This is a genomic window from Janthinobacterium sp. SUN100 (genome assembly GCF_030397705.1).
GTDB classification, from domain to species: Bacteria; Pseudomonadota; Gammaproteobacteria; order Burkholderiales; family Burkholderiaceae_D; genus Janthinobacterium; species Janthinobacterium kumbetense.
This window is the reverse complement of record NZ_JAPUBU010000006.1, coordinates 47,041-66,538: the sequence shown is the minus strand read 5'-3', so window position 1 is coordinate 66,538 and position 19,498 is coordinate 47,041. Positions and strand designations below refer to the sequence as shown.

Annotated in this window: 12 protein-coding genes; 7 read left to right on the top strand and 5 right to left on the bottom strand. The window is 62.0% G+C overall.

Translation table 11 applies throughout. The features are described from left to right. Positions 1–189 precede the first annotated feature (189 nt). From O0881_RS25910 to O0881_RS25900, 3 genes are all read left to right on the top strand, one after another. On the top strand, positions 190–1,590 hold the full coding sequence (locus tag O0881_RS25910; RefSeq protein WP_257219058.1) for an alkaline phosphatase: 1,401 nt from the start codon (positions 190–192) through the stop codon (positions 1,588–1,590). Between the two features lie 29 nt (positions 1,591–1,619). After that, positions 1,620–3,044, top strand: coding sequence for an alkaline phosphatase (locus O0881_RS25905; RefSeq protein WP_289913579.1), 1,425 nt, complete (start codon positions 1,620–1,622; stop codon positions 3,042–3,044). A 74-nt stretch (positions 3,045–3,118) separates the two neighbouring features. After that, the gene (locus tag O0881_RS25900) at positions 3,119–3,856 is read left to right on the top strand and encodes a hypothetical protein (RefSeq protein ID WP_289913578.1); all 738 of its coding nucleotides are present in this window, start codon (positions 3,119–3,121) and stop codon (positions 3,854–3,856) included. A 231-nt stretch (positions 3,857–4,087) separates the two neighbouring features. Here O0881_RS25900 and O0881_RS25895 read toward each other — a convergent pair whose 3' ends face one another. The 3 genes from O0881_RS25895 to dprA all read right to left on the bottom strand — a co-directional run bounded on the left by O0881_RS25895 (position 4,088) and on the right by dprA (position 8,710). Further along, positions 4,088–6,754, bottom strand: coding sequence for a DNA topoisomerase III (locus O0881_RS25895; protein WP_289913577.1), 2,667 nt, complete (start codon positions 6,752–6,754; stop codon positions 4,088–4,090). Between the two features lie 293 nt (positions 6,755–7,047). Further along, positions 7,048–7,512, bottom strand: coding sequence for a DUF494 domain-containing protein (locus O0881_RS25890; RefSeq protein WP_099665525.1), 465 nt, complete (start codon positions 7,510–7,512; stop codon positions 7,048–7,050). A gap of 94 nt (positions 7,513–7,606) precedes the next feature. After that, positions 7,607–8,710: a DNA-processing protein DprA gene (gene dprA / locus O0881_RS25885; protein ID WP_289913576.1), complete on the bottom strand. Its 1,104-nt coding sequence runs from the start codon at positions 8,708–8,710 to the stop codon at positions 7,607–7,609. A gap of 305 nt (positions 8,711–9,015) precedes the next feature. Here dprA and def point away from each other — a divergent pair, with 305 nt between their 5' ends. Together def and fmt are read left to right on the top strand one after the other, a co-directional pair. Then, the gene (gene def / locus O0881_RS25880) at positions 9,016–9,558 is read left to right on the top strand and encodes a peptide deformylase (protein ID WP_034784735.1); all 543 of its coding nucleotides are present in this window, start codon (positions 9,016–9,018) and stop codon (positions 9,556–9,558) included. A gap of 108 nt (positions 9,559–9,666) precedes the next feature. Further along, the gene (fmt, locus tag O0881_RS25875; protein WP_289906774.1) at positions 9,667–10,623 is read left to right on the top strand and encodes a methionyl-tRNA formyltransferase; all 957 of its coding nucleotides are present in this window, start codon (positions 9,667–9,669) and stop codon (positions 10,621–10,623) included. A gap of 87 nt (positions 10,624–10,710) precedes the next feature. Here fmt and O0881_RS25870 read toward each other — a convergent pair whose 3' ends face one another. After that, on the bottom strand, positions 10,711–13,188 hold the full coding sequence (locus O0881_RS25870; RefSeq protein ID WP_289913575.1) for an IPT/TIG domain-containing protein: 2,478 nt from the start codon (positions 13,186–13,188) through the stop codon (positions 10,711–10,713). 641 nt (positions 13,189–13,829) lie between these two features. On the opposite strand from O0881_RS25870, the gene metH reads away from it, so the two are divergent. After that, positions 13,830–17,624 (top strand): methionine synthase, encoded by a 3,795-nt coding sequence (gene metH, locus O0881_RS25865; RefSeq protein WP_180278628.1) that lies wholly within the window; start codon positions 13,830–13,832, stop codon positions 17,622–17,624. Positions 17,625–17,744: 120 nt separating this feature from the next. Continuing rightward, positions 17,745–18,116, top strand: a complete 372-nt coding sequence (locus O0881_RS25860) for an SPW repeat protein (protein ID WP_099665530.1) — start codon at positions 17,745–17,747, stop codon at positions 18,114–18,116. A 72-nt stretch (positions 18,117–18,188) separates the two neighbouring features. Here the strand turns inward: O0881_RS25860 and O0881_RS25855 are convergent, their stop codons facing one another. Beyond that, positions 18,189–19,469, bottom strand: a complete 1,281-nt coding sequence (locus O0881_RS25855; protein ID WP_077399474.1) for an EAL domain-containing protein — start codon at positions 19,467–19,469, stop codon at positions 18,189–18,191. Positions 19,470–19,498 lie beyond the last annotated feature (29 nt).

Genomic DNA, 19,498 nt, shown 5'->3' with positions numbered 1-19,498 from the left:
TTTTTCCAACGACGGCGCGCGCCAAAGTCACGCCACTGCGGCGGCGTAGTGCCGTCGCAAAATGTGTCACAGCGTCATGAGGGTGTCACATTGGATTGTTATCTTGCTAGCTCTTTCAAACCTAGCCGGATGAACCACATGACACGCAGAAAAATTTCCGTCGCTGGCTGCAGCGTCGCCATCACCCTGATGCTGGCCGCCTGCGGCAGCGACGCAAAAAAAGAAGAGGCAGTGGCTGAAGCGCCGCCGAAAAACGTCATCTTCTTCCTTGGCGATGGCATGGGCCTGACCACCATGACGGCCGCGCGCATCTATTCCGTGGGTGAAGAGGGTGCGCTGACCATGGACACCCTGCCGGAAACGGCCTTCGTGAAAACGTACTCGAACGACGCGCAAGTGACGGACAGCGCGCCATCGATGGCCGCCTACATGACCGGCGTCAAGATGAACAATGAAGTCATTTCCATGTCGGCCAACACGGTCGCCATCGATCCGGGCACGGATGCGAATAACAACAAGCTGGTCAACAAATGCGGCACCGGCAACGGCACGCCCGCCACCACCTTGCTGGAACTGGCCAAGGCCAAGGGCTTCGCCGCCGGCGTCGTCAGCACGGCGCGCGTGACGCACGCCACGCCGGCCGCAACCTACTCGCACATCTGCCACCGCGACCTGGAAAACGATATCGCCGCGGCCCTGGTGCCAGGCGGCACGGGCTACAACAGCGCCCTGGGCACCACCGGCCTGGAAGTGGTCCTCGGTGGCGGCGCGCAATTCTTCACGCAATTCAAGGATGGCGGCAAGCGTTCCGACGGCCGCGACCTGATCGCCGAATTGAAAGCCAAAAGCTACACGGTCGCCAACAACGCCACCGACTTCAAGGCCGTCGATGCGGCCAAAACGGACCGTTTGTTCGGCGTATTCACGTCCAGCCACATGAGCTACGACCTGGACCGCGACGCAGCGAAGGAACCTAGCCTGGCGGAAATGACCACCAAGGCCATGGACGTGCTGGCGAAGAACAAGAAGGGTTACTTCCTGATGGTCGAAGGCGGCCGCATCGACCATGCGCTGCACGAAACGACCGCCAAGAAAGCGCTGCAAGACACCGTCGCGTTCGACAACGCCATCAAGGCCGCCATCGAAAAAGCCAAGCTGACCGATCCGACCCTGGCCAATACCCTGATCGTCGTCACGGCCGACCATGACCACACGCTGGTGCTGAACGGCTATGCCAAGCGCACGGGCAAGACGGCTGCCGGCAACCCTGGCGTGCTGGGCGTAGTGAAGAACTACGTGACCGGCGCGGTCGAGAAAGACCTGGATGGCGCACCGTATTCGATCATCGGCTTCGGCAATGGCGAAAACCGCACGCAATCGAGCCGCGCCGCCATGGCCAGCCTCGATGAAACCGTCACCAGCGCCAATAATTACCACCAGGAAGCAGTGATCCGCACGGCCGTCGGCAATGAAACCCACGGCGGCACCGACGTCTTCCTGGGCGCCATCGGCAAGGGTTCGGAAACCTTCCTTGGCACCATCGAAAACACCAAAGTATTCGGCCTGGTCAAGACCGCCGGCGGTCTGTAATCCCCAAGAGACAAGAATTGGACAAGCACATGAAACTTGCATCGACACCCGCCGCACTGAAATCGGCCCTGAAACTCTCCTTGCTGACCACGCTCGTGGCCGCCAGCGTCGCCAGCGCCTACGCCGCCGACGCCAAGAACGTCATCTTCTTCCTCGGCGACGGCATGGGCCCGTCCGTCGTGACGGCAGCGCGCATCTACCAGTACCAGGAAGACGGTAACCTGACGATGGACACGCTGGAGCGCACGGCGCGCATCAAGACGTTCTCGAACGATGCGCAAACGACGGACAGCGCGCCATCGATGGCCGCCTACATGACCGGCGTCAAGATGAACAATGAAGTCATCTCGATGGCGCAGGACACCATCGCCAAGGAACCGAGCCGCGACGTCAACGGCAACCTGGGCGTGGATAACTGCCCGGCCGGCGGCAAGAGCGCGCCGACCATCCTGGAATTGGCGAAAGCCAAGGGCAAGGCCGTGGGCGCCATCACCACCACGGAACTGACGCACGCCACGCCGGCGACGACTTTCTCGCACATCTGCAACCGCAATGCGCAATACGCGATCGCCGCGCAAACGGTGCCGGGCGGCGCGGGCTACAACGCGGCCCTGGGCGACGGCGTCGACGTGCTGATGGGTGGCGGCCGCAACCACTTTACGCCTTGGTCGGCCAGCAACAAGTATGGCCGCGCCGATGGCCGCAACCTGTTGACGGAATTTGCCGCCAAGGGCTACACCGTGGCCGCCAACAAGGCGGAAATGGCCGCGGCGCAGAGCGGCAAGAAATTCATCGGCCTGTACAGCACCCGCAGCCACCTGGAATATGAACTGGACCGCACCGCCACGCCGCCGCTGGGCGAAGGCGCGACCCAGCCTAGCCTGTCGGAAATGACGCTGAAAGCCATCGACTTGCTGTCGAAAAACGCGAACGGCTACTTCCTGATGGTCGAAGGCGGCCGCATCGACCACGCCTTGCACGGCATCAACGCCAAGCGCGCGCTGACGGACACCATCGCCTTCGACGACGCCATCAAGGCGGCCATCGCCAAGATCAAGGAAACCGATCCGACGCTGGCCAACACCCTGATCGTCGTCACGGCCGACCATGACCACACCCTGGCCTTCAACGGCTACGGCAAGCGCGGCAACCACATCCTCGACATCAACCGCGGCTACAAGGATAACCAGCCGAGCAAGGATGCCGATGGCAATACCTACACCACCCTGGTGTTCGGCAACGGCCCGAACCGCCCTGCCCTGCGCAGCAACGTCGACAGCGCCACGGCCCTGAAAGACAACTACCTGCAAGAAACAGGCGTGCGCCTGGCCAGCGAAACCCACGGCGGCGGCGACGTCAAGCTGCTCGCCACGGGCGCCGGCGCGAAGGCCTTCAAGGGCACCCTGGACAACACCAAGGTGTTTGACCTGCTGAAGGCGGCCTTCGGCTTCTGATCCACATCAACACGGTAACCCCACCGGGGCGGATGGCGTATGCCCTCCGCCCCTCTGCACGTAAAGGCAACACCATGAAATCGTCCCTGATCGCCGTCCTCCTCGCCGCCGGCTTTGCCGCCAGCGCGCAAGCCGCTCCTGCCACGCCTGCCGCTCCTGCCGACCTGGACCTGGGCATCACCTATTACAGCCGCGTCCTGACGCCCGAAGGCGTGACGCGCGAAAGCCGCTACGAAGAAAAGATGCTGCGCCGCCCCGGCCACGTGTGGGTCGAGCGCGTTCTGGCGCCGTCGACCGATGCGCATGCGGGCCACAGCCACGGTGAAAACAAGAAAGTGGCATTGAAAACGTCGACCGCGGCCACGCAGCATGAGCACAAGCACTTCAATCCCGTGCTGATACCGCGCCATGTGACGCTGGAAAAGAACACCGTGCGCGTGGAATACATCGATGCGCATGACAAGATCGTCGTCGCCATCCCCAAGGCCGAGTACGAAAACGTCAATTTCGACGGTTCCTGGGAAAACAGTTTTTATCTGCTGGACCCGAAACTGGTGGCCGCTATGCCGCTGTCGAAACAGGCGTCGAACGTGACGGGCGCGCGCTGGCGCGAAGTGGAAAAGAATGGCGTGTTCCAGCGCATCCTGTGGGATGAGCAAAAACAGATTCCGCTGATCATCGAGAGCGGCGACCGCGCGAATACCTTCTATCGCCGCGTCGACGTCAAGCTGCAGCCCACCGTCAGCAAGGCGCAGCCGTGGGCCAACTTGCAGAACTACGCGCAGCGCGAGTATTCGGACTACCTGGACTAAGAGCCTATCCCAGTAGGGAGCGTCTTCTGCTGGCAGCACATCAGGAGCGCGGACAAGGCGTGAGGAGGACGCGTGGCGAGCCACGCGACGACGATCAACGCAGTCCCCGCTTCTGAGGCGCGCCAGCGGGGGATGTATTCATCTACTGGGACAGGCTCTTAGCCAGCCTCGGGACGTAAAAAAAGCCAGGGAAATCCCTGGCTTTTGTTTGCCTGACCGGCGGGCGCCGGATTACTCCGCCGCTGCCGCCTTCTTCGCCGGCGCCTTCTTGGCGGCCGGCTTTTTCACGGCCGTCGCTTTCTTGGCTGGCGCCTTTTTGACGGCTGCCGCTTTCTTGACGGCCGTTTTCTTCGCTGGCGCCGCGCCTTCTTCGCCCTCGGCTTCGGCCGCTGCCGCCTTCGTCTTGGCGCCCGGCTTGGCCTTGCGCTCTTCAAACTCGAAGCTCACCTTGCCATCCTTGCCGCGCACGAGGAATGCCTTGAACGGACGGCGGGTACGCTGCGAAACAAAGCCTGGCAACAAGTCCGTCTTGCCATCGTTGAGCAGTTTTGCCATTTGTTCCGGCAAGATTTCCTGCTGCAAGATGATACGGCCGCTGCGGAAGTCGCACGTCTTCGGCTTGGCCACGCTGTGTTCGCACACATAGGCCAGGCCCATTTCGTACACGCCGGCGTTGCACTTGGGGCACGGTCCCACGGGCGTCTGGCCCGTGAAATCGACGCCTTCGCCATCTTCGCTCTCGTCGTTCTGGCCGAAATCGAATTCCAGCTTGAAATTCTTGATCTCTTCATCGCGCACGATGCGCAGGATGGCGGCGAACGGACGGCCCATCTTCGAGCGGAAGCCTTGCAGCGGGCCAATGGTGCGGTCCTTCAGCAATTGTTCCACTTCGGCAATTTCGAACTGGCGCGAACCCGGTGTCTTGCTCATCGAGAATTCGCACTTGGTGCAGGCGAAACGACGGTAGTTTTCCTTCACCACGCCGCTGCAATTCGGGCATGGCGTTTCCAGCGTCGCATAGTCGCCGGGAATGGTGTCATTATCGTATTCCTTGGCGCGCTTGACGATGATCTGCGTCATCTGCGCGATTTCGCGCATGAATTCTTCGCGCGAAATCTTGCCTTTTTCCATCTGCGACAGCTTGTATTCCCACTCGCCCGTCAGCTCCGGCGCCGTCAATTCATTGACGCCCAGGCCTTTGAGCAGAGTCATCAGCTGCGATGCCTTGGCCGTCGGAATCAATTCGCGGCCTTCGCGGATCAGGTAACGTTCCGTCAGCAAGCCCTCGATGGTGGCCGCGCGCGTCGCCGGGGTGCCGAGACCCTTGCCGGCCATCGCATCGCGCAGCTCGTCGTCGTCGATCAGCTTGCCGGCGCCTTCCATGGCCGACAGCAAGGTCGCCTCCGTGAAGCGCGCAGGCGGCTTCGTCACCAGGCCGTTGGCATTGACGCTTTCCGTCTGCACTTTCTCGCCCTTGGCCACTGGCACCAGGTTGCCGTTGCCATTGCTTTCCTTGTCGGCGTCCGTCGACGCTTCCTTGCCGTAGATGGCCAGCCAGCCCGGATTGGTCATGACCTTGCCTTCAGTCTTGAACTGATGGCCGGACACTTCCGTGTAGCGCGTGGTGACCTGGAATTCCGCAGGCGGGAAGAACACGGCCATGAAGCGGCGCGTGACGAGGTCATACAGCTTCTGTTCCGGCTCGGACAGGTTCTTCGGCGCGATCGTCGTCGGGATGATCGCGAAGTGATCCGAGATCTTGGTGTTGTCGAAAATGCGCTTGTTCGGCTTGACCCAGCCCTTGTCGATGATCTGCTTGGCGAACTGGTGGTAGTTGCTGTTGTCCTTGACCGTTTCCAGCGCCTGCAGCACGGTCGGCATGTAGTCTTCCGGCAGGTGGCGCGAATCGGTACGCGGATACGTCAGTACCTTGTGCTTTTCATACAGCGCCTGGGCCAAACCCAGGGTGTTCTTGGCCGAGAAGCCGAAACGCGAGTTCGCTTCGCGCTGCAGGCTGGTCAGGTCGAACAGGCCCGGCGCCATCGAGGTGGTCGGTTTCGATTCTTCCGTGACATTGCCTTGGCGGCCGCGGCAGGCGGTGGCGATCGAGTCGGCAGCCGTCTTGCTCCACAGGCGCTCGGCGCGCTTCTCGGGGTCGTTCTCGTCCTTCTTGAACTTCGTATCGAGCCAGCGGCCTTCATAGATACCGGCCGCGCAAACGAATTCGGCGCGCACTTCCCAGAAGTCGCGCGGCACGAATTTCTTGATCTTGTCTTCGCGTTCGACCACGATGGACAGGGTCGGCGTTTGCACGCGGCCCACGGTGGTCAGATAAAAACCGCCTTCTTTCGAATTAAACGCCGTCATGGCGCGCGTGCCATTGATACCGATCAACCAATCGGCTTCCGAACGGCAGCGGGCCGCATCGGCCAGCGGCAGCATTTCTTCGTCGCTGCGCAGGTGCGAGAAACCGTCGCGGATGGCGCCCGGCGTCATCGACTGCAGCCACAGGCGCTTGACCGGTTGCTTGGCTTTCGCGTTTTGCGCGATCAGGCGGAAAATCAGCTCGCCTTCGCGCCCCGCATCGCATGCGTTGATGAGGGTGGTGACGTCTTTGCGTTTGATCAGCTTGTTTAATACTTTGAGGCGCGCTTCCGTCTTGGCGATCGGGTTCAGCGCGAAATACGGTGGAATCATCGGCAAGTGCGCGAAACTCCATTTGCCGCGCTTCACGTCGAATTCTTCCGGCACGGCGATCTCCAGCAAGTGGCCGACCGCCGACGACAGGACGTATTCATCCGATTCAAAGTACTCATCGTGCTTGGTAAAGCCGCCAAGCGTCTTCGCGATATCGTTCGCGACAGAAGGCTTCTCGGCGATGATGAGGGTTTTTGTCATATTTTTTAGTCTCGAAAAATGCTCTAGGATAGTTTCAGCATGCGCATCATACAGTGCATTGCCAGGCGTCGACGCTTTTGTCTGCGCAAGGCCTTGTGACTTGTGGTCTTGTCAAGCGGCCAATGATAAGCGCCTATTGAAGAATTCGGCAAGTTATCTGCAAGCAAGAATGCGCAAGCGCAAACACAACAGGCTGGCGGGCGCACTGGTGCAACACATGGTAATGGGGATGGCGCGGCAGCGGCGCCAGGGTCAGGCCGGCAGCGACAGCGGCCGCCAGCGACGTCTATATATTAGTGCAATAAGCGCGGCGGGAGGTCTTCGTCGTCGACAAACAGATCGTCGAACATCAGGGCGTCCGGTTCCTTGCCCTGGCTCCACAGCAGCATCAGCACGATGACTTTCAGCTTGCCCAGCGAAACGGGTGCCTCGTCGAGCGCCAGCGCCCGTTCGATGACGATTTCGCGCTGCAGCGGCGACAGCACCTTGGCGCTTTCCAGGAACTGGATGAAGCCGACGGCGGCCGTGCCCAGCACGTCGCTTTCCTGCTGCACATAGAAGCGCGTGCCCGTGGAGCTGGCCGTCAGGGTTTGTTCGACGCCGGCCATGGCGTTCAAGTCCGTCAGCCACACGAGCGCTTCGGAAATCTCCACGTCGTCGAAACCGACGGCCGACAGTTTGCGCGCCAGGACTGCCGGCTCGGGGCAGGCATCGGGGCGATAGTAAGTCTCGTAGAGGTACACCAGGATATCGAACATGGCTCTACTCTATCAGCTAAGTTCGCTGCGACACAAGGGTGTGCGCCGACAAAGCGCCCCCGTGCGGCAAGGCCGCCACACAAGTGACAAGCTGTCATTTACAGCGTTGAAACAGTCCTCCCGGCAAGCGTTCCACCCGGCCCGCCAGCTCCAGCGCCAGCAATTCGCCCATCAGCACGCCCATGGCCAGGCCGCTGCGCGCGGCCAGGGTATCCGCATCGAGGGGATCGTGGCCCAGCGCGGCCAGCAGCGGCGCTTCGTCTTCCACCGCTGGCGGCACTTGGGGCACGCCGCCCAGCCATTGCAACTCTTGCAGCACGTCATCAGCCGACTCGACCAGCTTGGCGCCCTGCTTGATCAATGCATGGCAGCCCTTGGCCAGGGTCGCATGGATGGAACCGGGCAAGGCATACACATCGCGCCCCTGCTCGCCGGCCAGACGCGCCGTGATCAATGAACCCGATTGCGCGGCCGCCTCGATCACCAGCACGCCGCGCGCCAGGCCGCTGATCAGGCGGTTGCGGCGCGGAAAGTTAGCTGGCATGGCGGGCAAGCCCAGCGCGTACTCGCTGACGATGCAACCCTGTTCGGCAATTCTTTGCGCTAGATCAAGGTTACGTCGCGGATACACCAGATCGGCGCCCGTGCCGATCACGGCGACGGTAGCGCCCGCGCCGCGCAAGCCGCCCTCGTGCGCGTGCGTATCGATGCCCAGCGCCAGCCCGGAAATGATGGTCAGACCCGCCATGCTCAGCGCTTGCGCGAAAGCGGCCGCATTCTGCATGCCTTGCGCGCTGGCATTGCGGCTGCCGATGATGGCCACGCCGGGACGCGACAGCAGTTCCGCCCGCCCCCGTACATATAACAACAGCGGCGGATCGGCGATTTCCAGCAGCAGGGGCGGATACGCGGCATCGGCCAAAGTCAGCACGGCGTTGCCGGGCCGCTGCAGCCACTGCAGGGTGAGTTCCAGCTGGCTGTTGGCCACGGGCTTGGGCGGCTGCACGATGGCGCGCGCCACGCTGGCCGGCACCGCTTCACGCAAGGTCTCGAAAGGTGTGGCGAAGATCTCCGGCGGCAAGCCGAAGCGGGCCAGCAAGGCGCGCGCCGCCACCGGCCCCACGCCGGGCAGATGCTGCAGGCGCAGCCAGCCCGCCAATTCCGTGGCCGTGTCTGCCGTCGTTGCAAGTGCATGCATGACCACCTCGCTGTGTACTGTGCCCTCCCATGCTAGCGCGATGGCACGCACGCGATACCGACGCGCGCAAGGATGCGTGCAATGCGCGTGCAAAACGGCCCCCCATCCACAGGAGCATGGGCGTCTGTGATAAAATTTCCCTTTGCAGGAAACGATTAGCGCACTGGCAAACGCATCTGCCGCGCCGTTGTGCCATACGCGCCCAAGCATGGCGTACCCAACAGAAAATAGCCCTGCCATCGTTCGCATGGCCCAGGCATGAATAATCCGGCGCACCGGCGCCCACCTTAACCAGTCGAATCCGTATGTCCATATTAAATATCCTGCGTTACCCCGATCCTCGCCTGCACACGATCGCCAAGCCCGTCACCGAATTTGACGCGCGCCTGCAAACCCTGATCGACGACATGGCTGAAACCATGTACGACGCCCCGGGCGTCGGCTTGGCCGCGTCGCAAGTGGACGAGCATATCCAGATGATGGTGATCGACATCACCGAAGAAAAAAACCAGCTGCAAGTGTTCATCAACCCGGAAATCACCTGGGCCAGCGAGGAAAAGCAGGTCTACGATGAAGGCTGCTTGTCCGTGCCTGGCGTCTACGATGGCGTCGAGCGTCCGGCCCGCATCAAGGTGCGCGCCCTGGACCGCCACGGCAAGCAGTTCGAACTGGAAGCCGATGGCTTGCTGGCCGTCTGCATCCAGCATGAGATGGATCACTTGCTGGGCAAGGTATTCGTCGAATACCTGTCGCCGCTCAAGCGCAACCGCATCAAGACCAAGATGATCAAGGAAATCCGCGGTCTCGAGCGCGAAGCGAGCCTGCGCGCACAGAATCGCCGTTTCTAAGCCGCTTTTGCAGCTGTGCTGATAGACTGACCGCAAAGACTGACCGTAACACCACGCCAGCCTGGCGCCCTCGGGCGCGGGCCTGCGCACCTCACGTCAAGGAACCATATGAAAGTGATCTTCGCAGGCACGCCTGAATTTGCCGCCACGGCCCTGAAAGACTTGCACGAAGCGGGATTCGAGATTCCGCTGGTGCTGACCCAGCCCGACCGCCCTGCCGGACGCGGCATGCAATTGCACGCCTCGGCCGTCAAGCAATATGCACAGCAGCACGGCATCGAGGTGCTGCAGCCCTTGTCGCTGCGCATGGACAGCAAGGATCCGCAGCGCGCCGCCGAAGCGAAAGCGGCGCACGAGCGCCTGCTGACCACCGACTACGATGTGATGGTGGTGGCGGCTTACGGCTTGATCTTGCCGCGCAGCACCCTCGACATCAAACCCTGCATCAATATCCACGGTTCCTTGCTGCCGCGCTGGCGCGGCGCCGCGCCCATCCACCGCGCCATCGAAGCCGGCGACGATGAAACGGGCGTGACCATCATGCAGATGGAAGAAGGCCTCGATACGGGCCCCATGCTGGCCATCGAGCGCACGCCCATCGAGGCGGGCGATTCCACCGCCAGCCTGCACGACAAGCTGGCTACCCTGGGCGGCAAGATGATCGTCGAGACCCTGCGCAAGATGCAGCTGCAAGCGCTGGAAGCCGTGCCGCAGCCGGAAGCGGGCGTCACCTATGCGGCAAAAATCGCCAAGGAAGAAGCGGCGCTCGATTTCAGCCTGCCGGCGCTGGAACTGGGCCTGAAAATCCGCGCCTTCAATCCGTTTCCCGGCGCCTGCGGCCAGGTCGATGGCACCACCATCAAGATCTGGGCCGCCGACGTGCTCGAAGCGGACAGCAAGGAAGCGCCGGGCCAGGTGCTGGCAGCCGACGCCCAGCACGGCATCGTCGTGGCCTGCGGCAATGGCTCGCTGCGCCTGACGGAACTGCAAAAACCGGGCGGCAAGCGCCTGCCTGCGGCCGAATTCATCAAGGGCTTCCCCCTCGAAGGCAAGCGCTTCGCCTGACTTCACCGGATCGCACCGCGCCATCATGCCGATGGCCATAAAAAAAGGCTTGCCGCGGCAAGCCTTTTTTGCACCCGCCCCGCTAGCTTAGCGGCGCTGCACCTTCAGCAGGCGTGCGCCCACGGACGACGACAGGCTGACCTCGAAACGGCCGCCGGCCGGCACGGCGCTCACGTCGACATTGGCTTTGCCACCCGTCAAGTCACTGGCAACCACCGTCTTGCGGCCATCGGCAGCCACGTGCATGACGGCGGCATACGGTTCCGCCTCGGCATTCCAGACCAGCGCCAGCTGGCCGCCGCTTTGCGCCGCATCAAACGTGGCATCGTTGGCGGCAGCCTTGCTGCGGCGCGCCGGGCGTTCCAGCTTGGCCAAAGCCTTGCCATTTGCCAACACTTGCACATCGCTGATTTCGCCCGGGTTGGCGAAGCTGACGCGGAAATGGCTCATGGCGTTGCCGCCATGGTCGGCCACGGAGACGCCATCGAAGGGCAAGTCGATAGTCTGTCCGGACGCCGTCAACACGCGCAAGGTATAAGCATGGCCGCTGCCGCTGGCAGCGGCGCCGATGCGCGCCGACGAGGCAACGGCCGGGCGCAGAGCCACGCCGCCAGGCGTGATGCGGCCGGAAATGGTCAGGTAGCCGTTCTGGGCCACGGCCATGCTGGCGGCCAGCACATTGCTGCCCGTAATCTGCGTGCTGCGTTTTTCCAGGAATTGCTGCACCCGCGCATAGCTGTAGTCGGAGAACCAGGCGCCGCTGCAATAGCTCATCACGTCCTTCATCGGCGTGTTGCCATAGACTGCCTTGCTCAGCTGGCCGATGCTGCCTGCATAGTTGCTGTTGTACAACGGTTGCGGGCCCAGATTGCCATTCGCATATGGGTAGTCGACAGCAGCGCCAGCCGGACCGCCGCAGGCAACGTGCTGCAGCGAGTGGTTGTGGCCCAGCTCATGCACGAGCGTAGTCAGCCATAGAGGCCATTGATTGCCGAAGGGATCGACCGATGCAACGCTCTTGAACTGGGCATCGAGGCCGATGGCCGACGTGAAGTCGTTGCCGCTGCTGCGCTCGTTGATGTAGGCCAGGCCGGCTGCGTTGGTGACGGACATCCTCGGCACGAAACCATAATAGTAGGCACCGCTGTCTTCCATCGCGCGCCGGTTTTCCAGCTTGCCCAGGGCATCGCTCCACCAGCTGTCGGCCGTGCTGCTGCCTGGCAGGCTCAGCGCGGCGCGCGTCGTGATGCTGATATTTTCCGTCGCATACGGATACACGCGCAGCAGCGCGGCGCGGATCACCTCGGCGTCAGGCAGTTGCGCCACGCCATCATCGGTGCTCAAGGGCACGAGCACCAGACGGATCTTGGCCAGGCTGGCCACCACGGGCGCCGCTTCCTGGCTCACTTGCACGCCGTCATTGCCGACGGCCGTTACGCGCACGCGCACGCCGGGCAAGATCCAGCCTGCAGGCAGGACGGCACTGAAATTGCCGTTGAAACTGTCATCGTTCTTCGTCGTCGGCAAGAGCGCCGGTCCCGTCATCGCGATACTGCCCAGGTTGCTGCCATTGGCGGCGGTCGCATTCAAGGTGACCGCCGGGCTGGCCTGACCCGCCTGCCCGGCCAGCACGGACACGCGCACGGCGGCCGGCTTGCCGCGCGTCAAGCGCAAGGCCGTATTGCTGGCATTCAAATTCAGTACTTGCGCGAAATCAATACTGCCCAGGGTAAAGGCCGACACCGTGCCCGCATTCACGGCGATGCGCGACGCAGCCTCCAGCATCACGTTGCCCGTGGCCGCGGCCGGCGCGGACAGCAGCAGCTGGCTGGCAGTGGCGCTGACGATGACGGCCGGCGTATTGCCCACCGACGCCGAAGTGACCTGGTCGAGATTGCTGCCCTGCACCGTCACGGACAAGCCCCCGCTGTTGACGGCCGAGGTGATCGACGTCACCGTCACGCTGGCCAGCACCGTGTACGTGTCGCCGCTGAGCACATCGTTGTAGGGACCACGCACCGTCAGCGCGCCTGTCGCCGCGCCCGCAGGCACCAGCACCGTCACGCTGCCGGCCGTCTGGCTTTGCGGCGTTGCCGCCGCACCATTGCCAAACTGCACCGCCGTCACGGCGCCCATGCCGCCGCCCGTGATCGTCACGCTGGAACCGACGCCACCCGTCGCCGGTGCGACGCCGCCCACGCTCAAGGGCAGGTACACATTGACGTTATAGCTGGTGGCCGCCGTGCCGCTGGCGCTGACGAGGCTCAAGGCGCCCGATACGGGCACGCCCGGCATGGTCAGGGTGATGCTGGTGTCGCTGGCGGCGCTGGTGGCGACGGTCACGCCGCCCACCTGGAAAGCCGTCACGCGGCTCAGATTCGTGCCCGTAAGCACCAGGCTGCCCCCGACGGCGACATTCGCCGCCGAAACGGCCGTCACGGCAGGCAGCAGCACGGGCGTGCCCGACGTGGTCGCCACCACCGTGTCGCCGCCCCCACCGCCACCACCGCCGCAGGCGGACAGGCCCAGCATGACAAACAATGCGACAAGCAGATGGTTTTTCATGGCTGGCAACCATGTTGATGCAGCGCGATGCCGGGAAGGACACGAGATAAATGTGACATATTGGTGACTTTTGGTGAGAATTTAATTTCGAAGAACCAATATTATGGTTTAGTTCGATTCCCAAAGACAACTATTAATGCTTTTGATTCAATTGGTTTTGATAATAATTAAAATATCTGCTTGGCAAACTTTATTCTGAGCATTATTCCCCTCACTCTGTGTTGGCTAAAATCAAAATTACTTTCCTTTGCAGCTATTGCCATTCGACTCATTAAAAATATGCTGATGCGGCGTAAATAATGTGGAAATTTTTCCACAGCCTAGACGCCATATCGTTCTGCCAACTTTGCTGGAAGAATTAACGTTTTGAGTAAGATTTTCAGGAATGTAATTTTCAGAAGCAGGCGTGGCGGCAGACGATGTGTTGCAAGAAGGCCTGCCGTGGGGCGAACGGCCGCTTTTGCTTAAAACCAAAGCAGCCTGATGCCGTATAATTTTAGACCCGGTGAAATCAGGCGATTGCCACCTTCTGCCTGCCCTACCCGGCCGGCAACTCTCCGTCAGCTGATCCTGCTGACCCGCATCCGCCTCGTAACGTCTTGTCGCCGCGCCGCCGCCCGTTTGCCTATTGAAAGCATGAAATGAACGATACCGTGATCCCCGCCATGTCCCCGACCGAAGCCACCTTGCGCGCCATTCTGGCGCAGCGGATCATGATTCTCGACGGCGCCATGGGCACGATCATCCAGCAATACAAGCTCGACGAAGAAGCGTACCGCGGCGGCCCCGCCGGCCGCTTCATCGATTTCGCCGCGCCGGCCGACAGTGGCGCGCGCGAACTGTTCGTCAAGGGCAATAATGAGTTGCTGACCCTGACGCAGCCGCACATCATCCAGGAAATCCACGAGCGCTACCTGGCGGCCGGCGCCGACCTGATCGAAACGAATACCTTCGGCGCCACGACGATCGCGCAAGACGATTACCACATGGCCCACCTGGCCTATGAAATGAACGTCCAGGCGGCCAAGCTGGCGCGCGCCGCCTGCGATAAATATTCCACGCCGGACAAGCCGCGCTTCGTCGCCGGCGCCCTGGGGCCCACGCCGAAGACGGCGTCGATCTCGCCCGACGTGAACGATCCGGCCGCGCGCAACGTTACCTTCGACCAGCTGGTGGCCGCCTACCTGCAGCAGACGCAGGGCCTGGTGGAAGGCGGCGCCGACGTATTGCTGGTGGAAACCATCTTCGACACCTTGAACTGCAAAGCGGCCCTGTTCGCCATCGACCTGTTCTACGAGCAAAACCCGGATGTCGTACGCCTGCCGCTGATGATTTCCGGCACCGTCACGGACGCGTCGGGCCGCATCTTGTCGGGCCAGACCGTGCCCGCCTTCTGGAATTCCGTGCGCCACGCGAAACCGCTGACCATCGGCCTGAACTGCGCGCTGGGCGCCGCCCTGATGCGCCCGTACGCGGAAGAGCTGGCCAAGATCGCCGACACCTTCGTGTGCATCTACCCGAACGCGGGCTTGCCCAACCCCATGAGCGACACGGGTTTCGACGAGTTGCCAGCCGACACGTCCGCCCTGCTGCGCGAATTTGCCGACGCGGGCTTCCTGAACATGGCGGGCGGCTGCTGCGGCACCACGCCCGAGCACATCGCCGCCATTGGCGAGTTGCTGTCGAAAAACACCCCGCGCACCGTGCCGGCCCCATCGCACGACTTGCGCCTGGCCGGCCTGGAACCGTTCGTCGTCAATGACGAGTCGCTGTTCGTCAACGTGGGCGAGCGCACCAACGTCACGGGCTCGAAGGCGTTCGCGCGCATGATTCTCAACGAGCAATATGACGAGGCACTGTCCGTGGCCCGCCAGCAAGTGGAAAACGGCGCGCAAGTGATCGATATCAACATGGATGAAGCGATGCTCGATTCGCTGGCGGCCATGACGCGCTTCCTGAACCTGATCGCCTCGGAACCCGACATTTCGCGCGTGCCCATCATGGTCGACTCGTCGAAATGGTCGGTCATCGAAGCGGGCCTGAAATGCGTGCAGGGCAAGGCCATCGTCAACTCGATTTCCATGAAGGAAGGCGAAGAGGAATTCCTGCGCCAGGCAAAGCTGTGCCGCCGCTACGGCGCGGCCGTCATCGTCATGGCCTTCGATGAGAAGGGCCAGGCCGACACCTTCGAGCGCAAGATCGAAATTTGCGCGCGCGCATACCATTTATTGATCGATGCGCTGGACTTCCCGCCGGAAGACATTATTTTCGATCCGAACATCTTTGCCGTCGCCACCGGCATCGAAGAGCACAATAATTACGCCGTCGACTTCATCAACGCCACGCGCTGGATCAAGGAAAACCTGCCGTACGCGAAGATCTCGGGCGGCGTGTCGAACGTGTCATTCAGTTTCCGCGGCAACGATCCAGCCCGCGAAGCCATCCATACCGTATTCCTGTACCACGCCATCAAGGCCGGCATGACCATGGGCATCGTCAACGCCGGCATGGTGGGCGTGTACGACAACCTGGACCCGGAATTGCGCGAGCGCGTGGAAGACGTGGTGCTGAACCGCCGCGAAGACTCGACCGAGCGCATGATCGAATTTGCCGGCACCCTGAAGGCGGGCGGCAAGGCCGAGGCGCAAACCCTGGCCTGGCGCGAAGGCACGGTGCAGGAACGCCTGTCGCACGCGCTGGTGCACGGCATCACGCAATTCATCGTGGAAGACACGGAAGAAGCGCGCCAGGAGCTGCTGCACAATGGCGGACGCCCCATCCACGTGATCGAGGGTCCGCTGATGGCCGGCATGGACGTGGTCGGCGACCTGTTTGGCCAAGGCAAGATGTTCCTGCCGCAAGTGGTGAAATCGGCGCGCGTGATGAAACAGGCCGTGGCCCATCTGATTCCATTTATCGAGGAAGAAAAGCTGCTGGAAGAAAAGCGCACGGGCATCGTCGCCAAGCCGAAAGGCAAGATCATCATGGCGACCGTGAAAGGCGACGTGCATGACATCGGCAAGAACATCGTCACCGTCGTTCTGCAATGCAATAACTTCGAAGTGGTCAACATGGGCGTGATGGTGCCGTGCTCGGAAATCCTGGCCCGCGCCAAGGTGGAAAACGCCGACATCATCGGCCTGTCTGGCCTGATTACGCCGTCGCTGGAAGAAATGGCGTATGTCGCCAAGGAAATGCAGCGCGACGAACACTTCCGCATGCTGAAGATTCCCCTCTTGATCGGCGGCGCCACCACCAGCCGCGCCCACACGGCCGTGAAAATCGCCCACAACTACGAAGGCCCCGTGATCTACGTGCCGGACGCCTCGCGTTCCGTGTCCGTGGCGCAATCCTTGCTGACGCCGGAACAGCGCGACAAATACGTGGAAGACATCGAACTCGATTACGCGCGCATCCGCGAGCAGCACGCCAACAAGAAGGCGCTGCCGATTTTGCCGCTGGCGCAGGCGCGCGCCAACAAGATGCTCGTCCCGTTCGACGGCGCCTGCACGCCCGTGAAACCGAAGTTCATCGGCCGGCGCGTGTTTAAAAATGTCGACCTGGCCACCCTGGCCAACTACATCGACTGGGGCCCGTTCTTCCAGACCTGGGACCTGGCCGGCCCCTTCCCCGCCATCCTGACGGATGAAGTGGTGGGCGACGCGGCCACCAAGGTCTACGCGGAAGGCCAGGCCTTGCTGAAAAAACTCATCGACGGACGCTGGCTGACGGCCAACGGCGTGGTGTCCTTGCTGCCGGCCAACAGCGTCAATGACGACGATATCGAGGTGTACACCGACGATACGCGCAGTAGCGTGGCGTTCACGTATTACGGCATGCGTCAGCAGGGCGTCAAACCCGTGGTCGACGGCGTGCAGCGTCCGAACCAGTGCCTGGCCGACTTCATCGCGCCGAAGGCATCGGGCGTGAAGGATTACATCGGCATGTTCGCCGTCACCTCGGGCCTGGGCATCGAGAAATACGAAAAACGCTTCGAGGATGCGCACGACGATTACTCGTCCATCATGCTCAAATCCCTGGCGGACCGCCTGGCCGAAGCGTTCGCCGAATACCTGCACGAGCGCGTGCGCAAGGATTTGTGGGGCTACGTGCCGGACGAACACCTGGGCAACGACGACATGATCGCCGAGAAATATGTCGGTATCCGCCCCGCGCCAGGCTACCCGGCCTGCCCCGAACATACCGTCAAGAAAGAGATGTTCGAGGTCATGCAAGCCGAGGAAATCGGCATGCAGTTGACGGAATCGTATGCCATGTTCCCCGGTGCGGCCGTGTCCGGCTTCTATTTTGCCCACCCGGAGTCGAAATACTTCGTCGTCGGCAAGATCGGCATGGACCAGGTGGAAGACATGGCCAAGCGCCGTGGCGTCAGCATCGAGGACGTGGAACGCTGGCTGGCGCCGAACCTGTCGTAATGCCATAATATAAGCACAAGGCGCGCGGAACTTATCGCGCGCCGAAGCGCACTAACGCAGTATGCCGGCCGGCATGCTGCATGCCCGCTCCGGCCCGTTCCCAACCGGCAAGGAGGATATATGGCAACCAATTTCAAACTGAAACGCTGGCAGGATCAGGTGATCCTGTTGCTGGGCCTGTGGCTCGTCGTCTCGCCCTGGGCGTTTTCCTACCCCGAAGGCTCGCCGCAGATGATCAACGCCTTTGTCTCGGGCCTCGTGATCGCCATCCTGGCCGCCTTCGACCTGTACAAGACGTATTTCTGGGCCGTCGTCGTCAACCTGCTGGTGGGCGTCTGGGTCGCCGCCTCGCCGTGGATACTGCGGCTGGCCGAACAGCGCGTCGTCCTGTGGAACGAGCTCGTCGTCGGTATCGCCGTCGTCGTGCTGGCCCTGTGGGAGCTGCGCACCGACCCCGAACTGCACAAGCACTGGCCCGGCGCCGCGGCGTAGTGCAGCTACCGGCGTAAAAAAACCCCGCCGGGCACTGCCGGGCGGGGTTCTTGATATGGCTAGCTATGCCAATTACAGGGCGTATCTGACAACGTTATCGCTCCATTCGTAGGCGGCCATTTCCAGCTCCACCAGATCGTCCGGCGACATGGCCAGGTCGCGCAAGGTTGGCACGATCTCGCCTTCCATGTCTTCGATGCGCTCGATGCACTCGGCCAGGCGTAGCAGGTCGCCGTAGAAGCCTTCGCGCGACAGCAGCGCTTCGGCCACTTCGTCGATCACTTCGATCTGGCCGAGGATTTCCGACATCGGCACGCCGAACAGGGTATCCATCAGCGACATGATGCCGACCGTAAAGGCGATATCGGCCGAATGGGCGTGGTTCGGGCGCAGTTTATGCGCGAGCAATTCCAGCAAACGGCCGCGCGTGGTGGCCAGCATCAGCAGCGGCGTCATGCTATGGCCGCGCTTGCTTGGTTCCGCGTACAGCATGATTTGCAGCCAGCGCTGCAATTGGCGGCGGCCCAGCACGGTCACGGCCTGGCTCAGCGAATCGATGCGCTGGCGCGCGCCCACGGCCGGTGTATTGACCAGGCGCAGCAAGTTCAGGGCCAGCGACACGTCGCGCTTGATGGCCCGCTCGATGTCCATATTGTCGGCGTCCGACGTCACCAGGGTCATCAGTTCCATGACGGCCAGTTGCGACGGCGACAGTTTCTTGCCCGTCATGATGGCAGGCTTGGCAAAGTAATAACCCTGGAAGTAATCGAAGCCCAGGTCCAGGCCCGACTTGAATTCTTCGCGCGTCTCGACCTTTTCCGCCACCAGTTTCTTGTTTTCCTGCTTGAAACGGGGCGCCAGGGCTGCCAGCACTTTCGGGTCGACGGTGCTCATGTCCATCTTGACGTACTGCACCAGCGGTAGCAGTTCCTGCACTTGCGCCGTATCGGAGACGACGTTTTCCAGCGCGAAAGTGAAGCCATGGCCCACCAGCTCGCTGATACGCGCGCGCACTTCCGGCGTGACGGGCATCGATTCGACGATTTCCAGCACCACTTTTTCACGCGGCAGGAACACGAAGATGTCGCTCATGATCACGTCGGCATCGACGTTGACGAAACCGAGCGCGTCGCCGATGACCTTTTCCATGCCCAGCTGGGAAGCGTGGGCGATGACGGAGGCCGTGGCGGACAGATCGCTGGTAATGTTGGCGGGACCGACCGGAGCGTTGCGGAATAGCAACTCATAGCCAAACAGGGCTTGATTGCGGTCAAGGATAGGTTGTCGCCCCAGATAGAACTCGCGCACGCGCAAGGGTTTCGGGGTGATGTCGTTGCTGGAAATATCGATCATTAACTCTTCATCAATCACGTCGAGTGACA

Bases quoted from the DNA above. Each gene is read 5' to 3' on its own strand.
- O0881_RS25860 (WP_099665530.1), top strand. From the start codon at position 17,745: ATGGCAACCAATTTCAAACTGAAACGCTGGCAGGATCAGGTGATCCTG.
- metH (WP_180278628.1), top strand. From the start codon at position 13,830: ATGAACGATACCGTGATCCCCGCCATGTCCCCGACCGAAGCCACCTTG.
- O0881_RS25900 (WP_289913578.1), top strand. From the start codon at position 3,119: ATGAAATCGTCCCTGATCGCCGTCCTCCTCGCCGCCGGCTTTGCCGCC.
- O0881_RS25890 (WP_099665525.1), bottom strand. From the start codon at position 7,512: ATGTTCGATATCCTGGTGTACCTCTACGAGACTTACTATCGCCCCGAT.
- dprA (WP_289913576.1), bottom strand. From the start codon at position 8,710: ATGCATGCACTTGCAACGACGGCAGACACGGCCACGGAATTGGCGGGC.
- def (WP_034784735.1), top strand. From the start codon at position 9,016: ATGTCCATATTAAATATCCTGCGTTACCCCGATCCTCGCCTGCACACG.
- fmt (WP_289906774.1), top strand. From the start codon at position 9,667: ATGAAAGTGATCTTCGCAGGCACGCCTGAATTTGCCGCCACGGCCCTG.
- O0881_RS25910 (WP_257219058.1), top strand. From the start codon at position 190: ATGCTGGCCGCCTGCGGCAGCGACGCAAAAAAAGAAGAGGCAGTGGCT.
- O0881_RS25855 (WP_077399474.1), bottom strand. From the start codon at position 19,469: ATGATCGATATTTCCAGCAACGACATCACCCCGAAACCCTTGCGCGTG.
- O0881_RS25905 (WP_289913579.1), top strand. From the start codon at position 1,620: ATGAAACTTGCATCGACACCCGCCGCACTGAAATCGGCCCTGAAACTC.
- O0881_RS25895 (WP_289913577.1), bottom strand. From the start codon at position 6,754: ATGACAAAAACCCTCATCATCGCCGAGAAGCCTTCTGTCGCGAACGAT.
- O0881_RS25870 (WP_289913575.1), bottom strand. From the start codon at position 13,188: ATGAAAAACCATCTGCTTGTCGCATTGTTTGTCATGCTGGGCCTGTCC.